Below are 17,236 nucleotides of genomic sequence, written 5' to 3' on the forward strand. Positions count from 1 at the left end.
TTAATGTTGGCTTGAACTTCTGCCGGGATTGCCGAATGTTGCCAATTTGCTGACAAGCTTCTGGCTCGATTCATTCAATCCGGTGATTTCTACGGTTTCCGCTTTTGCCTGGAGCTTGTTCATGACCCGATCGATTGCACCGACCCCTGAATCATCCCAGACATGGGCATCTGAAAAGTCGATGGTGATCCGTTCTGCCGGTTCGACATCGTCGAATGCGGAAACAAAATCCTGGGTGGAAGCGAAGAACAATTGCCCGTGTACTGTATAAACATTCGACAAACCCTTGCCCAACCCTTCTTTTCGCACTTCCACTTTCGAAATCTTGGCGGCAAAAAGGATGGCGCTCAAGATGACGCCGGCGAAGACGCCTTTCGATAAATCATGCGTGTAAACAACCACCACAACGGTCAACAGCATGACGATGGCATCGGATCTTGGGGCAGAAATCACATATTTGAATGAACCCCAGTCAAAGGTGCCGATCGAGACCATGACCATGATGCCGGCAAGTACCGGCATCGGTATCTGGACCACCCATTCCCCGAGTACAATGATCAGGAACATCAGAAAAGCGCCTGCGACGAAAGTGGACAGCCGGCCCCGGCCGCCGGAGCGGACGTTGATACCCGACTGGCCGATCATCGCACAGCCGGCCATGCCGCCGAAGAACCCGGTGATGAAGTTGGCGATCCCTTGGCCGCGCGCTTCTTTGTTCTTATCCGAATCGGTTTCCGTTGCGTCATCGATGATGGAGGCGGTGAGCAGCGATTCAAGCAGACCGATGATTGACAGCGCCAAAGCGGTCGGGAAAATGATCTGCAAGGTTTCGAAATTAAGCGGCACATCTGGAAGGAAGAAGGTCGGCAAGGTCTGTGAAATGGTGCCGAGGCTGCCGACGTTCTGCATGTCCATTCCGGTGTACATGACAATGCCCGACAGCACCAGAATGGCGATGAGCGGAGCCGGAATCGCCGTGAAAAAGCGCGGCAGGATGTAGACGATCGCAAGCGTCGCGGCTACAAACACATACGTAATGGCGTTGACGCCAAAAATAAATGGCACTTGGGCCATGAAAATCAGGATCGCCAGCGAATTGACAAAGCCGATCATGACGGCGCGCGGGATGAACTTCATAAAGCGTGCGATTTTAAAGACTCCAAACAGTATTTGGAGAACCCCGGTCAGAATGGTAGCAGCAAGCAAATAATCCAGTCCGTGGTCGCGCACCAGCGAAACCATGGCCAGCGCCATGGCGCCTGTTGCTGCTGAAATCATGGCGGGGCGCCCGCCGACGAATGCGATGATGACCGCAATAGAGAACGATGCGTACAGCCCGACCATCGGGTCCACACCGGCAATGATCGAGAACGCGATCGCTTCCGGTATCAGGGCTAGCGCAACAACGATGCCGGCCAGAATATCCCCACGGATATAGCCGAACCATTGTTCTTTATAAGACAGGGTGTTCAAAAAATTCCACTTCCTTTTAGATAGAGTTTATTGTTGACTGCTCACTCTCAGAGAAGTCCCGGGTCTGGCCAATAGGTAAAACTTTATCATTTTTTTCTGCCGCTGTAAATATACTCATTCAAACGGATGTTTGACTAAGAGGCGGGAAAAACGTATACTGGCCTTAACAATCAAACCAAGGTTTGAATGAAAGAGGGAAGCGGCATGAGAGAAATCTGTGAAGTTACCAAAGTCCATCCGGAAGTGGTGGAAAATGTCCAAAACCATATGGCGGACTTGTCGGAAGTGGCGAACTTGTTCAAGGCACTGGCCGATGAGACGCGCTTGAATATTGCATATGCCCTGACCATCGAAGAGGAGATGTGCGTCTGTGACATCGCAGCGGTCATCGGCTCTTCAACCGCCACAGCCTCCCATCATCTGCGCTATTTGCGGGAGCGGGGACTGGCGAAGTCGAGGAAAAAAGGGAAGCAAGTGTATTACTCCTTATCAGACAGCCACGTATATCAATTGGTGACGATTGCGCATGAACACGCGAAAGAAGGTGGGCAGCATGCAAAAGACATACCGTCTTGAAAACCTTTCCTGCACAAGCTGTGCGGCGAAATTCGAGAAGAATATCCGGGCCATGCCGAACATCAAGGACGTCAGCCTGAACTTCGGGGCGTCAAAATTGATGGTGGACGGCAATGTTTCCATTGAAGAATTGGAAAAAGCGGGGGCGTTCGACCATATCCGTGTATATCCCGAAAAAGAGAAGGCACCGCATGTGCCGTTCTACAAACGCCGACAGACAATCGAAACAGCAATTTCGCTGGTTTTATTGGTACTCGGGATCATGGTGTCGTTCCAGGCGGCTGAAACGGATCCGCTTGCGGTCGGCTTGTTCGCCGGTTCGATGCTTGTCGGCGGCTATCATATGTTCTGGACCGGCCTGAAGAACTTGGTGAAATTTACATTCGACATGAAAACACTGATGACGATTGCCATCATCGGCGCAGCAATCATCGGGGAATGGCGGGAAGGCGCCGTCGTCGTCTTCCTGTTCGCCATCAGCGAAATGCTCGAGGCGTTTTCGATGAACAAAGCCCGCCAGTCCATCCGCGGGCTGATGGATTTGGCGCCTGCGCGTGCATTGGTCCAACGGGATGGGGTACTGATCGAGCTGGATACGGAAGATGTCCGCATCGGCGACACGATGATCGTCAAGCCGGGACAGAAAATCGCGATGGACGGCACGGTTGCGCGCGGCGAGAGTTCGGTCAATCAGGCAGCGATCACGGGCGAATCGATTCCGGCAGCGAAGCATCCAGGAGATGAAGTGTTTGCCGGAACGATGAACGAAGAAGGCGCGCTTGAAATCATGGTGACCAAGCGCGTGGAAGATACGACGATTGCGAAAATCATTCACCTGGTGGAAGAAGCGCAGGCTGAAAAAGCGCCTTCCCAGCAATTCGTCGATAAATTTGCGAAGTACTACACGCCTGCCATTATCGTCATCGCGTTCCTGGTGGCGCTCGTGCCAGGCTTCGTGACCGGGAACTGGGAGCTTTGGATCTACCAAGGGCTGGCAGTGCTCGTCGTCGGCTGTCCATGTGCGCTCGTCGTGTCCACGCCGGTCGCCATCGTGACCGCAATCGGCAACGCGGCACGCCAAGGCGTCCTTATTAAAGGCGGCATCCATCTTGAAGAAACCGGGCGCATCAAAGCTGTTGCGTTTGATAAGACCGGCACGTTGACGAAAGGCTTCCCTGAACTGGCCGATGTTCTTTCAGAAGCCGGCTACACGAAAAAAGAAGTGCTGAAAATTACGGCTTCGGCCGAAGCGATGTCCCAGCACCCGCTGGCACGCGCCATCACCAGCCAAGTGCCGGAACCCTATAGCATGAAGGGATTCAAATCCGTGACCGGCAAAGGAGTGAGCGCTTTGGTCAACGGCGTACGCGTGAGTGTCGGCAGCCTGGACTGGGCGGAGGAAGCCGGTTTTGCCGTGCCGGATGAATACCGGAAATTGCAGGAAAGCGGCAAGTCGGTCATGGCGGTATTTTCCGAAATGGAATTGATCGGTGCTGTGGCAGTGGCAGACGCCATCCGCAGCGAAAGCCCGGCCATCATCGAAAGCTTGAAAGGCATGGGCATCGAAGAAGTGATCATGCTGACGGGAGACCATCCGGCAACCGCGGCTGCCATCGCTTCCCAAATCGGCGTGACCGATGTTCGTGCAGGCCTTATGCCTGAAGACAAGCTGTCAGCGATCAAAGAGCTGCAGGCAGAGTATGGGCCGGTCGCCATGGTCGGCGACGGCGTGAACGATGCGCCGGCTTTGGCAGCCTCATCCGTCGGCATTGCGATGGGCGGAGCCGGCACCGACGCTGCTCTTGAAACTGCAGATATCGCCCTCATGGCGGATGATTTAGAGAAACTTCCATATACTATTCGACTAAGCCGAAAAACTTTGCGTATAATAAAGGAAAATATCATTTTCGCATTGGGTTTGAAAATTATCGCTTTGCTTCTGATCATTCCAGGATGGCTGACGTTATGGATCGCCATCTTTGCCGATATGGGTGCGACCTTGCTGGTCATCTTGAATGCGCTCCGGCTTGTGAAGATTCAAAAGTAACAGCAACATGGGGGATAATGCAGTGAAGTTGACGGAGTGGACGATCGAAGAGCAGGAACAGCTTATTGAATTCATGACGACCAACTCCTGGCCGTTCCACGGGCAGGAGCATCCGGTCCGCGCTTTGATCGAAAAGACGATCGAAGAAGGCGGCTATAAAAGCGATCAAGTGAGGACTTTCTGGATTGAAAATGACGAGGGCGAACAAGTGGGCCTTGTGAAGATTTTCGATCTTCAGGACGATATTCCGCTGTTTGACCTGCGGATTGCGGAGCCGTACCGCGGCAAGGGATATGGCCCGAAAGCACTGAAAATGATCGCAGACTTCGTGTTTTCCCTGCCGGAGAAGAAAATCCGGCTCGAAGGCAATACACGGCATGATAATTTCGCGATGCGCAAGGCGTTCGAACGGACAGGCTTTGTCAAAGAGGCCCATATCCGCCAAGCGTGGTTCGCACCGAAGGAAAACCGCTATTACGACGCGGTTACCTACGGCATGACGCGGGAAGACTGGGAAGCCGGCATTACGACCCCGGTCCACTGGGATGATATCCTGATCGGCAAAAAACAGCCCCAGTTCAATCCGGTGCTGCTCCAGTTCCCGGATGAGTTCGAATCGGAGCGCCTCTTGATCCGTGCACCCCGGCGGGAAGATGCGGTACAATGCTACGAAGCGGTGCTGCACTCGCTGGAGTCGCTCCGCCCTTGGCTGCCTTTCGCAGAGAACAAACCGGAACTTGAAGGAACAGAAGCGGTGCTGATCGAAGCGGCGGCGAATTTCCAGCTTCGAAAGGACCTGCGCCTGCATTTCTTCTCGAAAGAAACCGGGGAATTCATCGGTTCTTCCGGTCTTCACCGCATCAACTGGGAAGTCCGGAAATTCGAAATCGGCTATTGGGTCGACCATAAATTCGAAGGCAAGGGCTACGTGACGGAAGCGGTCGAGCGCATCACGCGTTTCGCTTTCGAAGAACTTGAAGCGAATCGTGTCGAAATACGGTGCGATCCGGAAAACGTGCGAAGCCGGGCAGTTGCTGAACGGCTGGACTTCGAGCTCGAAGGCATCCTGCGGAACGACTCGATCTCAAAGAACAAGCTGCGGGACACATGTGTCTACGCAAAGATCAGGCAATAGAACAAGGGGCTGTCCAAAAAGGGCTGCTGTCCATTGCGGCGGACGCTTTCCGCGGGCTTGCGCCGAACTAACTAAGAACCTGTGCTCCTGCGCAAGCTCGTCGCAAATGCTTGCCCTCGCAAGCTTCGGTCAAGCATTGACTGGCGTCCGAGTGGATTTCGGCACTTCGCTATTCCGCTGGAGTCGCCGCCTCCATTCCCAGCAGCCATTTATAGCAAATCGAAAAGACCGGAGGAGAAAAAGCAATGCTTTTTCTCCTCCGGTCTTTAGTTTGGAGCTTTTTAGACAGCCCCCATGTTTTTATGGTTGCTTATGAGTGGCTAAACGCCTTTTCTGCCTGTAACCAAGTTAATAACTAAAATGATAGCTGCAATAATTAAAAGAATGTGGATTAACCCACCGGCTACATCCATTAAGAATCCGATTAACCAAATAACAATAATAACTGCTAAAATAATCCAAAGAATACGTCCCATGCTTTTCACCTAACCTTTCTTTCGAGTTATTAATCTGTACCCCTGCTTAGTTATAATGAAACATCCAGAAAATTTGGTGAGCGCCGCCTTTCTGCGGGTTCGGTTGTTTCAGCGGTAGCGGTATAGTAAACTGAAGAGAGTTATGTTAAGGAGGGAACGACTTTGCCGACTCCGAGTATGGAAGACCATATTGAAATAATATATGCACTGATCGAGCAAAAAGGCTATGCGCGCGTATCCGATATCGCGGAAACTTTGTCGGTGCTGCCGTCATCTGTGACGAAGATGGTGCAGAAGCTGGATAAAGACGGATATTTGATCTATGAACGGTACCGCGGGCTGGTCCTTACGCCGAAAGGCCAAAAACTCGGCAAGCGCCTGTTGAAGCGGCATGATCTGCTGGAGCAGTTCCTGCGCGTGATCGGGGTGGAAGAGGAACGCATCTACGGGGACGTCGAAGGCATCGAACATCATTTAAGCTGGAATTCCATCGACCGCATAGCGGATCTGGTCCAAGTGCTCGAGGAAAGCCCGGAGCTTTTGGCGAAGATGGAGAAACTGAAGAATGACCAAAAAGAAAGTTAAATAGAAGGAGGCTGCAATATGAGTTTGCACCCAGGATTGAAAGCGACTTTGCGCATTATCGACCGTTCCACATCACTATGGGTATTGACGGATGGATCGGGCGATGAAGTTGTCATGAATGCATCAGAAATAGAAGAAGGACAGGAAGTCGGAGAGGAAATCGAGGTATTTCTCTATCGCAACCGCCAAGGCGGCATCGCGGCAACGCCGATGATTCCGCATATCCTGCCGAGTGTCTATGGCTGGGCGAAAGTGCTGAAAGTCTCACCGCGTGAAGGCGCAGTTGTGGATATCGGCACGACGCGTGAAGTCTATGTATTGCCCGCGGACCTTCCGCAAGTCCAGGAATTATGGCCGCAGCAAGGTGACCATCTGTTCATGACGCTGCGGACGGACCGCTACGGCGATCTATACGGAAGGCTGGCGACAGAAGAGACGGTGCTGGAGCTGAGTGCCCCGGCACCTGAAGAAGTCTTCAACAAAGACTTGAAAGCGCGGGCGTACCGCTTGTTGCCGGTCGGTTCATTCATGCTGACGGTGCCTGAAATGTACCGCGTGTTCGTCCATGAATCAGAGCGCGAAACAGAACCGCGCCTCGGAGAAGAGAAGACCGTGCGCATCATCGGTGTCAAGGAAGACCGCACGCTCAATGGCTCGCTGCTGCCGCGCAAGCAGGAGCGCCTGTCGGATGATGCAGAAATGATCTTGCGCTATCTCGAAGAGTCCGGAGGCCAAATGCCGTTCACGGACAAGTCTTCGCCGGATGAAATCTTTGAAATGTTCGGCTTGAGCAAAGCCGCGTTCAAACGCGCCATGGGGCGTTTGTATAAAGAGCGCAGAATCATCCAAGAAGAAGGCTGGACCAAATTAACACGCTGATGCAACCTTTTCCAATTAAAAGCGTATTAATTTGGAGAAAGGGGCAATAACTATGAAGAAAATGATATCCATCATCACCATCATACTGGCAATTTCCTTGCTCGCGCCGCAAGCCGGCTCGGCAAACGTAGGCATAAATGAAAAATTGGGGGTTCCGATCGTCGTGTACGGCGGAAATCTGTCGGATGCTGAAAAACAGAGCGTCGCAGAAAGCCTGGACGTCGCTGAAGAAGCGGAAGTGGAAGAAATCGAAGTGACCGGTGAAGACCTGGTCGCGTATATTAAAGATGGCGATCCGCGGGCACGCATGTATTCCTCCGCTAAAATCACCCGCAAAGAAGCCGGTGAAGGACTGGTCATCGAAATCGTGACGCCGGATAACATCACACAGGTTACATCTGAAATGTACGCCAATGCGATGCTGACAGCGGGAATTGAAGATGCAACGGTCGAAGTTGCTGCGCCGAAAGCGGTAACGGGACATTCTGCGCTGGTCGGCATCTATAAGGCATACGAAGTGAACGGCGAACAATTGGACCCTGAGCGGACCGATGTCGCAAACGATGAACTCGAAGTTGCTACTGAACTGGCAGATAACGGCGTGAGCGATGAGAAGGTCAGCGAACTCCTGACAGAAATCAAAAAGGAGATTGCTGCACAAGATCCAGCTACCCGTGAAGAAGTGGAGAAAATTGTCGAAGAGCAATTGACGAAGCTCCAGATTGAATTGAGCCCGGAAGACCGCCAGCTGCTGGTGGATTTGATGGACCGCATTCGGAACCTCGACATCGACTTTTCAAAATGGTCGACGCAGCTGGAAGATCTGAGCAAAACGATTGAAGACAAAATTGGCACAGTCGTCAATGACGAAGGATTTTGGCAAGGCGTAAAGAATTTTTTCAACAGACTAATCGACGGGATCCGTGGATTGGTGAGCTAATTTGATAAACAGGCGGTTCCAGGCATTGCCGGAACTGCCTGTTTTTTTATTTTGCAGCTGCCAATCCGGATTCTTGCACCGGAGAAAAGGAGGTGCTATGATGTGATTAATATCTCGAATTCAAGATAATTAAGGGGAGGAACAAAAAATGAAACTAGAAGGTATTCACCACGTTTCCGCCATCACCGCCAATGCAGACAAAAACCATGACTTTTTCACACGGATTCTTGGCATGCGCTTGGTGAAGAAAAGCGTCAACCAGGACTCGACATCTTCCTACCATCTTTTCTATGCTGATGCAGTAGGGACACCGGGAACCGACATGACGTATTTTGATATTCCAATGGCGGGGCAGACCTATCCAGGCGTTTCGAGCATCAGCAATACCGCTCTGCGGGTCAAGAGCGAAAAGGCACTCCATTATTGGATGGACCGTTTCAACGAACATGGAGTGCCGCACGGCGAAATTGAAGAAGTGTTTGGGCGCAGTGCACTCGCTTTCCAAGATTTCGAAGGTTCCCGTCTGATGCTGGTCGTTGATGACGGCACCGGCATTGAATACGGCATTCCGTGGACCAAAGCGGGCGTTCCGGAAGACTTCGCCATTGTCGGCCTCGGCCATGTCCGCTTGACCGTCCGGAAAAACGATAAGACGGCAAAGGTGTTGACGGAGATCATGGGCTTCCAGCAAATCGGCTCGTATCCGCCGCAAGTTCCGGGAATGAAAGAAATTTTGGTGTTTTCGACAGGAAAAGGCGGCCCGGCCGGCGAAGTACATTTAGAGGAACGGACAGACCTGCCTGTTGAAAGACCTGGAAGAGGCAGCGTCCACCACGTCGCGTTCCGCGTGAAAACATACGAGGAATACAGCAAATGGAACGATTACCTGCGTTCGAACGGATTCATGACATCGGGCGAAGTGGACCGCTATTATTTCAAAGCGATCTATTTCCGCGAGCCGAACGGCATTCTTTTCGAATTATCGACAGATGAACCCGGATTTGCAACCGATGAACCGATGGAGACGCTCGGCGAAAAACTGGCATTGCCGCCGTTCCTGGAGCCGAAACGCGAACAGATCGAAGCGTCGCTCCGTCCGCTGGCAATCAATAAGTAAGTGCGAGGAGGAGAAAGTACTGTGGAATTTAAATTGAAGGAACTTGGGCATGAAGAGTTCGCCTACCAACTCGAAGAGGAAGGAAAGACAGTTGGAGAGATCACCTGGACGCAGTTGGCGGATGTCATGGTCATCGAGCACACTTTTGTTGCAGAGGAAAAAAGAAACCATGGCCTTGCGAAGAAATTGTTGGATCAGGCCGCCGTATATGCACGGGAGCATGATTACAAGATCGAGCCGGTCTGCTCCTACGTCGTCGTGGCGTTCGACCGCTACAAAGATTACGATGATGTGAAAATTTAAGGCATGCAAAAAAGCAATCCGCTGATTTTAATAGTGGATTGCTTTTGCTATGGTTCGCGTATGTAATTGAGCATCCTTGGCCTCCAATTATAGTCCTGTCATCAAAAAGACGATTGCTGTTAAAATTGAAGCTCCACCGATACCGTACATAAAGTCTGCTTGGTTAAAGATTAATTTCTTTTCCATTATTTAGCTCCCCTTTCAAAAATAGGTTTTTCATGCTGATATTAATTAAATACCCGCCTTCCTGGATTCTAAACAGGTTTTATTAAAAAATTTAGAGGGAATGGAAGGAATGAACTATTCTTTTCCTTATCTATTAATAGGAAAAATCTTGAGAAAGAGGTGATTCTGATGAATGAAGAAAGAGATGTTAGCAGAGCGGGCGAGAAGACGCTTGGCATTATCGGCATTGTATTCAATGTACTGGGAATTGCACTTCTGATCTTCGCCATCTTGGGGCTCGGCAACATTGAGAACGACCCTGAATTCCGCCAGATGCTGGAAGAGCAGATTGTTGCAGATCCGACAATAGGCGATGTCGGGGATACACAGGCGTTGATCGATGGATTGCTGACAAGTTTCGATGTAGTCGCATGGGTCATTGTTGCACTTCTGGTCCTGAGCACCATCTTTGCACTTTTCGCAGTGGCTCGTCTGGGGCATAACCGCAAGCCGAAAGCGGCGGGAGTGATGTTCATCGTGGCAGGAGTTCTTGCCGGATTGATGAGTTTGACTTCCATCCTTTTCTACATTGCGGCAATCATGTGCTTAGTGCGCAAACCGCGAAATAACAATGGTGACTACAACAACGACAAACAGCGCTATGACAACGACCGCTTGCGCGATCAGGATTCGGTCCGCCATGAAGAAAACCGCCTGCGCGAAGTCGAACATAAACGCGATGAAGGGCGTTTGCGTGAAGAAGAACACCGCCGCGCTGAAGAACAGCGGCTGCAAGAAGAGCACCGCAAGCTTGAAGAAGAGCGCCATAAAATGGAACAGCAGCGCATTCGCGAGCAGGAACAGCATACAGACAACGATACCTACGTTGAACGTGAAGATTTGAAGAGGCGTGCCGATGAGCGTCTGAGAAAAGACAGCGACAACCGGCCGCTTTAAGAGAACAAGCGCTGTCTAAAAGCCAGAAACGAAAAGACCAGAGGAGAAAAAGCATTGCTTTTTCTCCTCTGGTCTTTTCTATTTGCTATAAATGGCTGCTGGGAATGGAGGCGGCGAGCAAGTTGGACGAAGGCAGTTCGGCCAACTTGTTTGCGACGAAGCAGCGAAGCGATGCAGGTGCAATGCAGAGACAGGAGCATCGGTTTTCCCAGCGGGGCAGCGTAGCGACGAAGTGCCGAAATCCACTCGGACGCCAGTCAATGCTTGACTGAAGCTTGCGAGGGCAAGTATTTGCAACGAGCTTGCGCAGGAGCACAGGTTCTTAGTTAGTTCGGCGCAAGCCCGCGGAAAGCGTCCGCCGTGGACAGCAGCCTTTTTGGATAGCCCTTGTTTTTTCGTGGGAAGATTCCTGGTAGACAAAAAACACCCGCTTTTACACAAAAGCAGGTGTTCTCAGGTTATAGACGTATTTGGCTGTACGCAGCGGATAGCCTTCAAACAAATCCTCGAATTCCTCAACAAATTCAAATCCTGTCGCTTCATAGAAATTCCGGCCTTTTTCATTTTCGGCTTCCACGTAAACGGACAGCTCGGAGCCGTCCAGCAAATAGGAAAGGCCGCTAGTGAGCAATTGCTTGCCGTAGCCGCTGCGCTGATACTCCGGCTTCAAGTAAAGGGCGATCAATTCGGCATCGCCGTCCTGGTCAAGCTTCGTGAAATTTGCGAAGCCGACCGGTTCCCCTTCATGGGTGGCGACGAGCATGATGGTTTTCTTCAATCTCATTTCCATCATGGGCGTCGAATAGGACTTCTCTAAAAAGCTTTTTTGTATGGGAGAGGGAATGATGCCTTCATAAGTATCATTCCAGCTGATATATGCGATTTCCTGGACAGATGCAATGTCATCAATGGTGCCTGTACGGATCATGTAATCACCTCTGAAATTCTTTTCGTAATCATATCAAAAAACCCCCCGAATAGCCACTGTTGTGGAATAATGGGAGTAAAGGGAGGCGAGGAGTTTTGAACTGGACTACCAACCATTTTGAAGAATTCACAGTGAAAAAACTATATGAAATTTTGAAATTGAGGGTCGATGTGTTCATCGTCGAACAGAACTGTCCATACCCGGAGTTGGATGGCTTGGATGAGGAATCGATCCATATGGCTTATATGGAAAACGGCCGGATTTTGGCATATGCCCGCCTGGTTCCGGCCGGCGTCAAGTACAGCCTTCCTTCTATCGGCCGCGTCATTGTCCATCCGGACGCGAGAGGAAGAGGGCTGGCAAAAGAGCTGCTGGAAAGGTCGATCGATTATATCTTCAGTGAATGGAATCCGGACGGAATCCAACTGCAAGGGCAGGTCTATCTACAAGATTTCTATAAATCATTCGGTTTTGTCCCGGTGTCGGAAGCTTATGATGAAGACGGAATCCCGCATGTCGACATGCAGCTGGCCAAAAATAAAATCGATGCCGGCCAATAAGCCGGCAGGACTAAAACAGGAGCAAAAGGGTATACAAATGATATGACAGTTATTTTAAAAGGAGTGGATAGGATGGCTAGAAGAAAAGGCAATAAAGGGCTGTTGCTGGCTGGGTTGGCCGCAGGGGCCTACGCATATTTTAAAAAGCCGGAAAATCGGGAAAAAGCGACTGTAGCTTTCAATAATGCGAAAGAGAAGGTGAATTCTTATATGGAATCACAAAACCTGGAATCGCAAAACCGTGAAAATGCTGCCAAGGAAACTGACAGAAAAACAGATGTTACCGATATGCGCAAAAACAAAATGACAAGCGAAGGCGGTCTGGCAGGCGCCCAGTATTACAACGAAGACGCGGCAGAAGACACTGAAAATGATGACTTCAAATTGTCATCGAACGATGTCAGTGAAGAAAAAGCCGAAAACACGAAGACAATCGCACCTGAAACTAGGCTCAATACGGATAATTTATAAAGGGTGGTTTTCATACCATCCTTTTTCATTGCCGTTTTTTCTTTTCGATAAGCGCAACAGCGGCGGCTACGGCGCCAAGCAGGCCGCCGGTCACTGCGAAGCCTTGGTCTGCAGAAAGCGCAAGTGCGCCGGTGAAGCTCGATCCGGCGACCACGCCTAGTGAGAAGAATGCATAAAAATAGCCATATGCCCGCCCGCGGGATTCGGCTTCCGTCGAATCAATGAGCAAGGAATTGATGGACGGGAATAGGAACGCGAAACCGATGCCGTATGTACACATGATGGAATACATCCCCAAAGCGGAAGAAGATCCACTGAGCAAAAACAGCGACAGCCCCATCAGGATGAAGCCGGCGAATAGGGTATGCAGCGGCCTGATCTTATCGAAAAGCCGGTTGACCGGCAACAAAAAGACAAGGATTGCTGCAATGCCGAACGTGCTTAGCAATAGCCCGCTCATTTCGGATTCGAAACCCAGCTCTTCCACTTTCAAAGGCAGCATATAAGCAAGGACGCCTTGTGAGAACATCAGGAAAAATGCGCCGGTGAATGATTGGAGCAGCCCGCGGTTGCGGATCATATCGGAAAACGCCAACGGTTTTGAGGACTGGGGCTCTTTTTTTATCGTTTGGCCCTTTAGCGCGAAAAACGCCAAAACGCCCAAAACGGCCAACAAGGTCCCCGTGAAGCTCATGGTTTGTTCAACGGAGCTGCGGCTCGCAAAAATGGCGCCATACGCAGGCCCTACTATGGCAGCAAGGCCGACGAAAGCGCCGGAAACGGCAGCGCTTTTGCCGCGCCGGCTATGGTCGGTACGGTTTGCCAGATAAGTGAAAGCCGCCGGGACAGTCAAGCCCGCCGCCAATCCGTGGAAAAAGCGGATGGCGAGCAAGCTATAGGGGCCGGTGGATAAACTATAGGAAAACAGGACAATCCCTGTAGCCAGGAGGCCGAAGACCAGAATGGCATAAGGGCCTTTTCGGTCTGAAACGACGCCGGAAACAATATTGCCGAAAATATTGGACAGCGAATACATGCCCACCGCCAAGCCGGCAAGGAACGGCGTAGCGCCGAGCGAGACGGCAAAGGGGCTCATGATCGGCAATTGGGCGAAAAGGTCAAAGAAAGCGAAGAAGATGATGATATAGATGAACGAGCGCAAAAAATTCCCTCACTTTCGAAAATAAAAACCTGATGGATTAATCCTTGATGCATTGGGGGTAAAGAGAAGTATATCCACATTATAGCACCGGAGGTAACCATATGAAAAAAGCGATGTTTATATTGAATCCATCTTCCGGCAAAGAAGAAGCGTCGGATTACCGGGAACAAGTTGAAGAGACGCTCGCCGAGATGGGTTATAGCGTAGATACCCGTGAAACCGAAAAACAGGGGGATGCTACGCAATTTGCACGGGAAGCGTGCGAGCAGCGCTACGATTTCGTCGTAGCGATGGGAGGGGACGGAACCATCAATGAAGCGGTTTCCGGTCTTGCTGAGCAGGAACACCAGCCCCTGTTTTCCTTGGTTCCGCTTGGCACAGTGAATGACTTTGCGCGTGCACTGAAAATATCGCTCGATCCGGAAGAAGCCATTGCCGGCATGAAAACCGGATCTGAAAAACGGGTGGATATTGCAAAAGTCGGCGACCATTATTTCATGAACATCCTCGCGCTCGGCCAAGTGGCAGAGTCCACGTATGAAGTGACGCCTGAACAGAAAACGAAGCTCGGGGCATTTGCCTACTTTATCGAAGGGCTGAAAGCCATCACTTCCGATGCTGAAGAATACTTCACCATCACCCACGACCACGGGACATGGGAAGGAGAAGCCAAATTGGTGTTAGTGGCGCTGACGAACTCAGTTGGCGGATTTGAAAAGTTGGCGCCGGAAGCACTGACGGATGATGGCCTGCTGCATTTGTACATTATCAAGAATGCTGCACTACCGGCGTTTATCCGAATTGCGGGCGCGATGCTGGTCGGCAAGCTGGAAAAAGATCCGGCTGTAGAAGTTATTCATACTACCAAGGTTTCAATCGGGACAAATGAACCATTATCTTGTAATATAGATGGGGATGAAGGTTGTGCCACGCCATTTTTGGTCGAAGTACTGCCGCGGCATATCCGCGCTTTAGTGCCGCCCGACAAAAAAGACATAGAAAAATAAATTATATTGTGAAAGAGGTCAGCCCTTCGCAACAAGTGGCTGGCTTTTTTGATTTTTTTAAGGGAAATATTGGATTCTACTTGTCAGGCTGGGGCTGGATCCACTGCTCAAAAATATTTTTCCAAGAAATTTAGGTAATATATTTCCTTTAAATAGGGTAAAAAGGCATTTTATATTTGAATAAAATACATAAAAAAATAAAAATTTACGCACCTAGCTATGTTATTATTGAGCATAACGGTATATAGTAGGAGTAACGACTGCAAAAACTTATGCAAAGAAAGACGGGGAAAACATGAATATGATAGCAATGCCAACAATCCAAGAAACAATTTCCAAAATTTTCATGAACGAAAGTGAAACAATTGGCCAATATGAAGGATTGGATAAGTTTTTTGAAATAGAAACTCAATTAATTTACGAAATTCATCATTTGGAAAAAGACCGTGCAAAACAGACATTGCGTACATTGATTGATTTGATCGCCGTTCGCTCTGGCAAAGAAACAATCCGGCAAGTGAGAAATTATTATATAGTCCTTTCGTCTGTAATGGCTCGTAAACTCTATGAAATGCGCGTACCGCCGAAAAAAGCTTTTGCGTTCAACGTGGCTTGCGTTGAATTGGTGGAAAAGCACATGAACGATTCCGAGTTCCTTTACGTAGCGGATGAACTGATCGAATTTTTCACGTCTATCATCTCAGAGCGCAAACAGCCTTCATTCGGCCACCAGACCGTCAATAAAGTGGTCATGTTCATCAACGATGAAGTAGAACGCGACTTGTCAGTAGAGGACATTGCCAAGCACTTCAATATTTCGACCAGCCATCTGTCCCGCATCTTCCGAGAACATGCCGGGATTACACTTGTCGAATACTTGAACGTGCGCCGCGTCGAGGAGTCCCAGTATTACTTGCGCCACTCCGACAAAGGCATTTCCGATATTTCAAAGCAGTTCCATTTCTGCAACCAAAGCTATTTCACCCGCATTTTCAAGAAATACACGACGGTCACGCCGAAGCAATTCCGCGATAGCCAGCACATTCCGTATTTCCGCTACAATCTGCCGAATGCCAAATAAGGAGAATTTTTTCTCCTTTTTTTCTTGCGCTCAAAAAGCGCAGGGGCAGGTCCGGCAGCCTCAATTTTGTCACAAGCGGTAAGAATCTGCTGCGTTTCATAGTGCCTGATTGAATTTTGGCCGGCTTATCGGTATACTTCTTTATAGTTAAAAAAGGTGTAGGTGACTAAATTGAAAAAGAAAATTACGTTATTATCGTTGCTGACTGCTGCGGTTTTATTGCTTAGCGGCTGTTCCGCCGTGGAAAACAAAGAAGGTTTCTTCTATACGCTGTTCGTAGCACCGTTCGATTTCTCCTTGGACTACCTGGGGAATCTGTTTAATGGCAGTTATGGCTTGGCGATTGTCGCCATCACGGTCATCATCCGCCTGGTCCTGATGCCCTTCATGCTGCGCACGTACAAACGCCAGCAAGGCATGAAAGTCAAAATGGACAAGCTGCGCCCTGAAATGGAAGATATCCAAAAACGCTTGAAAGCGTCAAAAGACAAAGAAGAGCAGATGAAGATCCAGCAGGAAATGATGGGCCTCTACAAAAAGCATGACGTCAATCCGCTTAATATGGGCTGCCTGCCGGTTATCATCCAGATGCCGATCGTCATGGGCCTATACTTTGCCATCCTGTATTCGCCGGATGTCAAATCCCATGAGTTCTTATGGTTCAACCTCGGTACACCGGATATTGCGATGACCTTGATTGCGGGTGCCGTGTACTTCTTCCAGGCGAAAGTGTCCCTATGGACGATGCCGGAACAACAGCAACAGCAGATGAAGCTGTTCATCTACATTTCACCGATCATGATCATGTTCGTGTCGTTCACGTCCATGGCTGCATTGCCGGTTTATTGGGCAGTCGGCGGTGTGCTGTTGATCATCCAGACATTCATCGGACGGAAGTTCTACTCGGAGCATCCTGAAAAAGCGCTTGAAGCTGTCGAAGAGAAAAAATAATCATGAAAAGCCGGCCCTGTTGCCGGCTTTCTTTTTTGGAGATGAGAATAATGAACAATAAATTGCTTCTTGGCATACTGATCGCTTTTCTGAGCATCACGTCCCTCACTTTTCTGATCATGGGGAACCTCGATATGGCGGTGCTCTTGATGACGCTGCTGTTTGTCCTGACCAATAGTTTCCGCTACCGCCAGATGAAAGCGCGCGGCATGGACCGTGAAGCAAAGTGGATGCTCGGCATGGCCGTCATCTTCGGCATCCTCTTTTTCGTGGTGCTCGCCATGGTGGTCATCTGACCATCCACGGCAATCCTCATTTTGGGCAATTTAAAAACAGCACCGGCTCAAAGGCTGGTGCTGTTTTCTATTAGATAAGGGCTGAATCAAGCAGCCGGAACGTTTTCTTCGTGGTCGAACTTTTCTT

Annotated in this window: 19 protein-coding genes; 15 read left to right on the top strand and 4 right to left on the bottom strand. The window is 50.0% G+C overall.

The genetic code is table 11. The annotated features are described in order from the left end of the window. Positions 1-1,473 carry a SulP family inorganic anion transporter gene (locus tag ACFSDB_RS12240; protein WP_204893454.1) on the bottom strand — a complete coding sequence of 491 codons (1,473 nt, stop codon included), beginning with the start codon at positions 1,471-1,473 and terminating at the stop codon, positions 1-3. A gap of 204 nt (positions 1,474-1,677) precedes the next feature. Between ACFSDB_RS12240 and ACFSDB_RS12245 the strand changes: the two genes are divergently transcribed. From ACFSDB_RS12245 to ACFSDB_RS12255, 3 genes are read left to right on the top strand one after another with little or no spacing between them, the layout of a single operon-like run. Then, positions 1,678-2,049 carry an ArsR/SmtB family transcription factor gene (locus ACFSDB_RS12245; protein WP_204893453.1) on the top strand — a complete coding sequence of 124 codons (372 nt, stop codon included), beginning with the start codon at positions 1,678-1,680 and terminating at the stop codon, positions 2,047-2,049. Further along, positions 2,027-4,096: a heavy metal translocating P-type ATPase gene (locus ACFSDB_RS12250; protein ID WP_204893452.1), complete on the top strand. Its 2,070-nt coding sequence runs from the start codon at positions 2,027-2,029 to the stop codon at positions 4,094-4,096. The genes ACFSDB_RS12245 and ACFSDB_RS12250 overlap by 23 nt, the downstream gene beginning before the upstream one ends. A 22-nt stretch (positions 4,097-4,118) precedes the next feature. Further along, positions 4,119-5,231: a GNAT family N-acetyltransferase gene (locus ACFSDB_RS12255; protein ID WP_204893451.1), complete on the top strand. Its 1,113-nt coding sequence runs from the start codon at positions 4,119-4,121 to the stop codon at positions 5,229-5,231. 320 nt (positions 5,232-5,551) lie between these two features. Here the strand turns inward: ACFSDB_RS12255 and ACFSDB_RS12260 are convergent, their stop codons facing one another. Then, entirely contained in the window at positions 5,552-5,707 is a 156-nt protein-coding gene (locus ACFSDB_RS12260) for a lmo0937 family membrane protein (RefSeq protein WP_204893450.1), read from the bottom strand. A 162-nt stretch (positions 5,708-5,869) separates the two neighbouring features. On the opposite strand from ACFSDB_RS12260, the gene mntR reads away from it, so the two are divergent. The 6 genes from mntR (at position 5,870) to ACFSDB_RS12290 (ending at position 10,653) form a co-directional block, all read left to right on the top strand. Next, the gene (mntR, locus tag ACFSDB_RS12265) at positions 5,870-6,292 is read left to right on the top strand and encodes a transcriptional regulator MntR (protein ID WP_204893449.1); all 423 of its coding nucleotides are present in this window, start codon (positions 5,870-5,872) and stop codon (positions 6,290-6,292) included. A gap of 18 nt (positions 6,293-6,310) precedes the next feature. Further along, complete coding sequence (locus ACFSDB_RS12270) at positions 6,311-7,171, top strand: CvfB family protein (RefSeq protein WP_204893448.1); 861 nt, start codon at positions 6,311-6,313, stop codon at positions 7,169-7,171. Between the two features lie 52 nt (positions 7,172-7,223). Next, positions 7,224-8,111 carry a DUF1002 domain-containing protein gene (locus tag ACFSDB_RS12275; protein ID WP_204893447.1) on the top strand — a complete coding sequence of 296 codons (888 nt, stop codon included), beginning with the start codon at positions 7,224-7,226 and terminating at the stop codon, positions 8,109-8,111. A 148-nt stretch (positions 8,112-8,259) separates the two neighbouring features. After that, a complete protein-coding gene (locus ACFSDB_RS12280) occupies positions 8,260-9,228 on the top strand; it encodes a ring-cleaving dioxygenase (protein WP_204893446.1) in 969 nt (322 codons plus the stop codon). Positions 9,229-9,249: 21 nt separating this feature from the next. Then, the gene (locus tag ACFSDB_RS12285) at positions 9,250-9,531 is read left to right on the top strand and encodes a GNAT family N-acetyltransferase (RefSeq protein WP_204893444.1); all 282 of its coding nucleotides are present in this window, start codon (positions 9,250-9,252) and stop codon (positions 9,529-9,531) included. Positions 9,532-9,885: 354 nt separating this feature from the next. Further along, a complete protein-coding gene (locus ACFSDB_RS12290; protein ID WP_204893442.1) occupies positions 9,886-10,653 on the top strand; it encodes a DUF4064 domain-containing protein in 768 nt (255 codons plus the stop codon). 433 nt (positions 10,654-11,086) lie between these two features. Here ACFSDB_RS12290 and ACFSDB_RS12295 read toward each other — a convergent pair whose 3' ends face one another. Beyond that, positions 11,087-11,581: a GNAT family N-acetyltransferase gene (locus ACFSDB_RS12295; protein ID WP_204893439.1), complete on the bottom strand. Its 495-nt coding sequence runs from the start codon at positions 11,579-11,581 to the stop codon at positions 11,087-11,089. Positions 11,582-11,676: 95 nt separating this feature from the next. Between ACFSDB_RS12295 and ACFSDB_RS12300 the strand changes: the two genes are divergently transcribed. Together ACFSDB_RS12300 and ACFSDB_RS12305 are read left to right on the top strand one after the other, a co-directional pair. After that, the gene (locus ACFSDB_RS12300; RefSeq protein ID WP_204893437.1) at positions 11,677-12,141 is read left to right on the top strand and encodes a GNAT family N-acetyltransferase; all 465 of its coding nucleotides are present in this window, start codon (positions 11,677-11,679) and stop codon (positions 12,139-12,141) included. A 72-nt stretch (positions 12,142-12,213) separates the two neighbouring features. Further along, positions 12,214-12,612, top strand: coding sequence for a hypothetical protein (locus ACFSDB_RS12305; RefSeq protein ID WP_204893435.1), 399 nt, complete (start codon positions 12,214-12,216; stop codon positions 12,610-12,612). A gap of 25 nt (positions 12,613-12,637) precedes the next feature. Here the strand turns inward: ACFSDB_RS12305 and ACFSDB_RS12310 are convergent, their stop codons facing one another. Next, complete coding sequence (locus ACFSDB_RS12310) at positions 12,638-13,774, bottom strand: MFS transporter (RefSeq protein ID WP_204893433.1); 1,137 nt, start codon at positions 13,772-13,774, stop codon at positions 12,638-12,640. 101 nt (positions 13,775-13,875) lie between these two features. On the opposite strand from ACFSDB_RS12310, the gene ACFSDB_RS12315 reads away from it, so the two are divergent. The 4 genes from ACFSDB_RS12315 to ACFSDB_RS12330 all read left to right on the top strand — a co-directional run bounded on the left by ACFSDB_RS12315 (position 13,876) and on the right by ACFSDB_RS12330 (position 17,109). Continuing rightward, positions 13,876-14,781, top strand: a complete 906-nt coding sequence (locus ACFSDB_RS12315) for a diacylglycerol/lipid kinase family protein (RefSeq protein WP_204893431.1) — start codon at positions 13,876-13,878, stop codon at positions 14,779-14,781. Between the two features lie 295 nt (positions 14,782-15,076). After that, positions 15,077-15,862 (top strand): helix-turn-helix domain-containing protein, encoded by a 786-nt coding sequence (locus tag ACFSDB_RS12320; RefSeq protein WP_204893430.1) that lies wholly within the window; start codon positions 15,077-15,079, stop codon positions 15,860-15,862. A 171-nt stretch (positions 15,863-16,033) separates the two neighbouring features. Continuing rightward, the gene (yidC, locus tag ACFSDB_RS12325) at positions 16,034-16,813 is read left to right on the top strand and encodes a membrane protein insertase YidC (RefSeq protein WP_204893428.1); all 780 of its coding nucleotides are present in this window, start codon (positions 16,034-16,036) and stop codon (positions 16,811-16,813) included. Positions 16,814-16,863: 50 nt separating this feature from the next. Then, positions 16,864-17,109 carry a hypothetical protein gene (locus ACFSDB_RS12330; protein WP_204893427.1) on the top strand — a complete coding sequence of 82 codons (246 nt, stop codon included), beginning with the start codon at positions 16,864-16,866 and terminating at the stop codon, positions 17,107-17,109. Positions 17,110-17,236 lie beyond the last annotated feature (127 nt).

Origin of the sequence: Planococcus chinensis (assembly GCF_042681545.1) — a bacterium.
GTDB classification, from domain to species: domain Bacteria; phylum Bacillota; class Bacilli; order Bacillales_A; family Planococcaceae; genus Planococcus; species Planococcus chinensis.